This is a genomic window from Bacteroides sp. AF25-38AC (genome assembly GCF_003602995.1).
Taxonomy (GTDB): domain Bacteria; phylum Bacteroidota; class Bacteroidia; order Bacteroidales; family Bacteroidaceae; genus Bacteroides; species Bacteroides uniformis.
This window is the reverse complement of record NZ_QTMD01000070.1, coordinates 1-4,376: the sequence shown is the minus strand read 5'-3', so window position 1 is coordinate 4,376 and position 4,376 is coordinate 1. Positions and strand designations below refer to the sequence as shown.

9 protein-coding genes are annotated in these 4,376 nt (G+C 42.3%); 2 read left to right on the top strand and 7 right to left on the bottom strand.

The features are described 5' to 3' along the window. Nucleotides 1–279: 279 nt before the first annotated feature. Nucleotides 280–465: a hypothetical protein gene (locus DWY55_RS21635; protein WP_007560600.1), complete on the top strand. Its 186-nt coding sequence runs from the start codon at nucleotides 280–282 to the stop codon at nucleotides 463–465. Then, nucleotides 416–1,420: a replication initiation protein gene (locus tag DWY55_RS21630; protein WP_007755890.1), complete on the top strand. Its 1,005-nt coding sequence runs from the start codon at nucleotides 416–418 to the stop codon at nucleotides 1,418–1,420. The genes DWY55_RS21635 and DWY55_RS21630 overlap by 50 nt, the downstream gene beginning before the upstream one ends. A 38-nt stretch (nucleotides 1,421–1,458) precedes the next feature. Here the strand turns inward: DWY55_RS21630 and DWY55_RS21625 are convergent, their stop codons facing one another. The 7 genes from DWY55_RS21625 to DWY55_RS21595 all read right to left on the bottom strand — a co-directional run bounded on the left by DWY55_RS21625 (nucleotide 1,459) and on the right by DWY55_RS21595 (nucleotide 4,132). Beyond that, on the bottom strand, nucleotides 1,459–1,689 hold the full coding sequence (locus tag DWY55_RS21625) for a hypothetical protein (RefSeq protein WP_007755891.1): 231 nt from the start codon (nucleotides 1,687–1,689) through the stop codon (nucleotides 1,459–1,461). 18 nt (nucleotides 1,690–1,707) lie between these two features. Next, entirely contained in the window at nucleotides 1,708–2,160 is a 453-nt protein-coding gene (gene mbpC / locus DWY55_RS21620; RefSeq protein WP_007755893.1) for a mobilization protein MbpC, read from the bottom strand. Beyond that, nucleotides 2,117–2,911, bottom strand: coding sequence for a mobilization protein MbpB (gene mbpB / locus DWY55_RS21615; RefSeq protein ID WP_007755894.1), 795 nt, complete (start codon nucleotides 2,909–2,911; stop codon nucleotides 2,117–2,119). The genes mbpC and mbpB overlap by 44 nt, the downstream gene beginning before the upstream one ends. Continuing rightward, the gene (gene mbpA / locus DWY55_RS21610; RefSeq protein ID WP_005683055.1) at nucleotides 2,908–3,207 is read right to left on the bottom strand and encodes a mobilization protein MbpA; all 300 of its coding nucleotides are present in this window, start codon (nucleotides 3,205–3,207) and stop codon (nucleotides 2,908–2,910) included. Before mbpA ends, mbpB begins: the two co-directional genes overlap by 4 nt. Nucleotides 3,208–3,400: 193 nt before the next feature. After that, complete coding sequence (locus DWY55_RS21605) at nucleotides 3,401–3,598, bottom strand: hypothetical protein (protein WP_005683054.1); 198 nt, start codon at nucleotides 3,596–3,598, stop codon at nucleotides 3,401–3,403. A gap of 10 nt (nucleotides 3,599–3,608) precedes the next feature. Next, the gene (locus DWY55_RS21600) at nucleotides 3,609–3,884 is read right to left on the bottom strand and encodes a type II toxin-antitoxin system YoeB family toxin (RefSeq protein ID WP_004327436.1); all 276 of its coding nucleotides are present in this window, start codon (nucleotides 3,882–3,884) and stop codon (nucleotides 3,609–3,611) included. Then, nucleotides 3,881–4,132, bottom strand: coding sequence for a hypothetical protein (locus tag DWY55_RS21595; RefSeq protein ID WP_004295507.1), 252 nt, complete (start codon nucleotides 4,130–4,132; stop codon nucleotides 3,881–3,883). The genes DWY55_RS21600 and DWY55_RS21595 overlap by 4 nt, the downstream gene beginning before the upstream one ends. Nucleotides 4,133–4,376 lie beyond the last annotated feature (244 nt).

Below are 4,376 nucleotides of genomic sequence, written 5' to 3'. Positions count from 1 at the left end.
AAAAATCAATGACTTGTTATAAAGCATAACTTGTTTATATGCTTATCAGCTTTTTTTTTTAACTAAAAATCACGCTGAAATCCAACCGCTTACACAATTCATTTAACACATTACTACGACTTTTTGAATGCTATTTAACACATTACTACGACTTTTTGAATGTTATTTTCTCTTCCAAATACGACTTTTTGAATGTTATTTTGCATCATCTACGATTTCCATTTGCACAAGTCGTAATTACTTATTATATTTGCGCAACATACTAATAATCAATAAAGGATGAAGAAAATCATAGTTCATTTTAAGAAAGAAGAATTTGAAAGGGTAAAAAACGCAATTTCTATCCTCGCAAAATTTTCTGAAATATACGCTCCTCACATAGATAAAGCCAACAGTATTTTATCCTTTCGTGTAGATGATGAAAACGAAACAACAGAAGAACAACAGTGTAACAGTCGTCAATAAAGACCAAATACAAAGCTATATTATGACGACAGCCAAGTATGACTTTTCCGTTTATGAGAAGCGCATACTTTATAGAATTGTAGAAATGGCTCAAGGTGAACTCCAAGGAGTTAGGTTTGCAACTGATTGTAAAAAAATAGAACACACACTTTTTGATACCGTTCACATCACAATGCCTATTGCTTCATTGCTAAATGGAGAAAGTGATGAAAACTACACACGTGTAAAACAAGCACTGTTATCTCTACAAAAGAAAATCTTTACCTATGAGGATGAAAAAGAATGGATAAGCATTTCTATTATTGCATTGCCAAAGATAAAGAAGCGTTCATCTGTTGTATCATTCCAAATAGACTCACACATATGGGACTGCTGCTTAGATTTTTCAAAAGGGTTTCGCAAATACGAATTAGCCACTGCGATGAAGTTTAAGAGTGTATATTCTATGCGGTTCTACGAACTTTTAAGCGGTCAGAAAACAAAACTAATCTATCCACTTGAACAGCTCAAAGAAATGTTTAAAGTACAAGATAAATACGCAAAGACAAACGATTTTGTCCGGAAAGTAATTGAACCTGCAAAAAATGAGCTGGACGAACTAAGTCCTTATACATTCGAATGGTCCGCAAACAAGGAGGGGAAAAAAATTGTAAGTTTCAACTTCTATCCAATATTCAAGCCAGAGCATCGTGATGCAGAGCTATACAAAAAAGAGCTACAAAAGCAAACCGGGCTTTCATGGGATTTAGGTAGGCAAGTGATAAGTTACTTAAAAACATCTTTGGAGTTCTCCGATAAAGAAATCAAAAACAACCGGGATTTATTTGTAACAGCACAAATGGAACTTCCAGACATCATGACAGAACTCGCCATACTTAGAGGAAAATCAAGGACAAAAACAAATCCAAAAGGGTGGATTATAAACGCCCTTAAAGGGAAAATCAAGGATAAGTGACAAGATTACCCCGGTATATTTCAGCCGGGGTAATCTTGTCAAATCAGAGGAACGATTTCCATTTCTACACCAAGCTCTTTCATCTGCCGCTGTATTTCCTCGCTGCTTAGTTTCTCTTTCGCCAGTACAAGCCCATGAAAGGCGTCCCAGCCTGCCGGCTTCGAAACGATACTACCGTTTAGGACAGCATGGGTGATTTCGCCGCCGGACTTCGCACCCTTGTTCAGTATGAAGAAGAACCGGGGTTCTTCGTGTTCCGTTGTTCCCATAATTCGTAAAGTTAGAGTTTATTTGTTTCCCTTTTGTTCCCTTGCCTGCTCTTGGAAGTATTCATAATACTGCTTGTAGTTGTCCCGGTCTTTGGCTGCATCCGTCCAAAGATAGCACATGAAACAAGCGAACAATAGGGAGATAACAGCACAAAGGATTGAGTAGAACGAAATCCGTTTGTCCACATAACCGCCGTTTTTCATTCTGTACCCCTGCCGTTCAAAGTCCGACAATACGTTTTTTAGGCGATTTTCGGCACTTTCGAGGCTTTTCCCGTCTATTTGTACCTTTCGGGATGTTGCATCCTCTATGCGCTTTGTATAGGCTTCAATACGTCCCATTTCTTGAAAAAACAGTTCTATCGCAAGCTGCGGGTTAACCTTTGGTGCTGTGTCTTTTCTTTTCCGGGGGCTGTACTGTCCCTGCTTAACGGTGGAAGCTACCGCTTCCGGATGTGAGTTTGTTTCCATGAGATATGTTCATTGAGTTATATTTCAGTTTGCTTTGTGTCCGCTCGATATGGGCGAGAGTGTAGCCTTTCCCTATCTCGCTCGCCTTATACTCCGTACCGCTTCGGGCTGTGACGTAGTAGCCGTTAAGTTTTCCGGTGCTTGCCCTGGCTTCCCGAACTTTAAAACCTCTCCTACCAAGTTCTTCCTTGAATTTAGTCAAGTCAAAGCCCTGCATCTTCTTCAATACGTCGTCCATGGCTTCCTTGATTTCCGCTTTGTTGGCTTTGCCGATGTCCTGCGACTGTACAAAGTTCCGTTCCTTGGCTATGGCGTTGGCGGCTTCCGTTGCCTTTTTCCCTATCCAGTTATCCCGGTACAGTTCCCCGGAAAGGGAAACCCGGTTTGCCAGTATATGCAGGTGGGCTTGTTCTTTTTTGCTCTCCGTACCGCTGTGCCGGATGATGATGTACTGGTGGTTCGCCAGCCCCATGCGCTGCATGAAGTCGTTACCAAGTTCCGCCCAGTCCGCATCCGTAAAGGTGGCGCTTTCCTCTATCGAAGGACTGACCTCGAAACGTAGGCAATTGTTTTTTACGTTCGGAAAATCAGCGTGGTATGGTTTCATTTCCTGTACCATTTCCGCACCCGTACACCCGTAAAGTTCATGCCGGGCTATCTCGATGGCTGCTGTCTGTCCGTCTATCTCTTTGGCAAGGTCATACTCCAGTGCAGCCGTACCATGCGATATGCTCTTTCCTTTCCCTATCATCGTGAAAGTATTTTTTTAAGTTCGGTGATTAGTGCCTGATTCTCTTCAAATACCTCCCGGTACTGGCGACCACCGAAGTAGTTGTTCAGCCGTTGGAGCGTTCCTTTCAACTGGGCTATGTCCCGGAGAAGCTGCCGTTCCTCCTCGGTGTACCTTTCCCTTGGGCGACCTCCAAGGGACAAACTCCGGCAATACTCCGATGTGCTCATGCTACATCGGGCTGCCTGCTCCGCAAGTGCCAGCTTTTCATACCGGGTACAGCGGAATGTAATCTTTTCGTTCCGTCTTACTTCCATGTCACAAAGGTAATCTTAAAATCTTTTTGAGCAAAGCGAGAAAAGCAAGAATTGTCCGACAAGGACACTTCTTGCTATATATACACATACCGCATTGGAATACATCCACACTAACCGCCCGGCAAAAAAGCCCCGGCGTGTTAGAAAATCCCCCACAGCCTAACAAAATCTACCCCATTTCTACCCAAGGGGATTACACGCCGCAGAAGTCATCCGGGAACATGTCTTCCAGTTCGTCCAAATCAATGGCTTCTTCTTCGGACACCTCCACCCATTCAACGTTTTCTTTCCCTCTTATCGCACATGAGTACATCTCGGCGGCGGCAAGGTTAGAGAACACCTCGTGCATAGGCTCGCCGTTCTCTAACCAGTAAACACAATATTCGACCATAACAGTTTTATCATTTATCGTTGTAATGCCCCTCTACCTCCAAAATGTAGACCTCTACCACTTCCTCGTAAATGTCATAGATTATCCGGTCATGGGCGGTAATGTGTCGAGACCATGTAATATCCCCACCGCCCCTTAACGCTTCGGGATGCCCAAGCCCAGTCTTAGGGTGCTCTAACAATTCTTTGTAGATTTTCTTATACTTCTTGAACAAATTGGGGTTTGATTTCTTCCATTTGGCAATCACCTTATCCACCCCGTCGGAAACCCTAATTGTGTACATCATAGACTGTCGAAATAAGCATCAATATCCTCACTGCTTTTGAGGGTAACACACTTTCCGGATTTGATTTCTTCCCTTGCCTTGTCAATCCTTGCTTGCAGTTCCGGGGTTATCATCAAATCTTCACGACCAACTTTTACCAAAGCGTAAATCTCGTTTTTCCTGCGAATTAGTACCTGCTCGCCATTGTCAGCTTTGGTGAAAGACGCTGCGAGGTTGTTACGGTATTCTCTTACTGATAATGCTTCCATATCTGTTTGCTTTTAAATTCAGTACAAAGATAGCTATATTTCAATAAAATACAAACTTTTTGTACACAAATGTGTACACGCCATAAAAAGCCGTTCACAGTCCTACCGCCCGTTGGTTGGTTTTGCTTTGCTTTTTTTCCCTATTGTTTTTCTTTTTCCGACAGTAAATCAACCACTTATCCGTAAAAAATCAATGACTTGTTATAAAGCATAACTTGTTTATATGCTTATCAGCTTTTTTTTT

Coding starts and splice junctions, on each gene's coding strand:
- DWY55_RS21595 (WP_004295507.1), bottom strand. CDS start 4,132: ATGGAAGCATTATCAGTAAGAGAATACCGTAACAACCTCGCAGCGTCT.
- DWY55_RS21605 (WP_005683054.1), bottom strand. CDS start 3,598: ATGGTCGAATATTGTGTTTACTGGTTAGAGAACGGCGAGCCTATGCAC.
- DWY55_RS21635 (WP_007560600.1), top strand. CDS start 280: ATGAAGAAAATCATAGTTCATTTTAAGAAAGAAGAATTTGAAAGGGTA.
- mbpA (WP_005683055.1), bottom strand. CDS start 3,207: ATGGAAGTAAGACGGAACGAAAAGATTACATTCCGCTGTACCCGGTAT.
- DWY55_RS21600 (WP_004327436.1), bottom strand. CDS start 3,884: ATGATGTACACAATTAGGGTTTCCGACGGGGTGGATAAGGTGATTGCC.
- mbpB (WP_007755894.1), bottom strand. CDS start 2,911: ATGATAGGGAAAGGAAAGAGCATATCGCATGGTACGGCTGCACTGGAG.
- DWY55_RS21630 (WP_007755890.1), top strand. CDS start 416: ATGATGAAAACGAAACAACAGAAGAACAACAGTGTAACAGTCGTCAAT.
- mbpC (WP_007755893.1), bottom strand. CDS start 2,160: ATGGAAACAAACTCACATCCGGAAGCGGTAGCTTCCACCGTTAAGCAG.
- DWY55_RS21625 (WP_007755891.1), bottom strand. CDS start 1,689: ATGGGAACAACGGAACACGAAGAACCCCGGTTCTTCTTCATACTGAAC.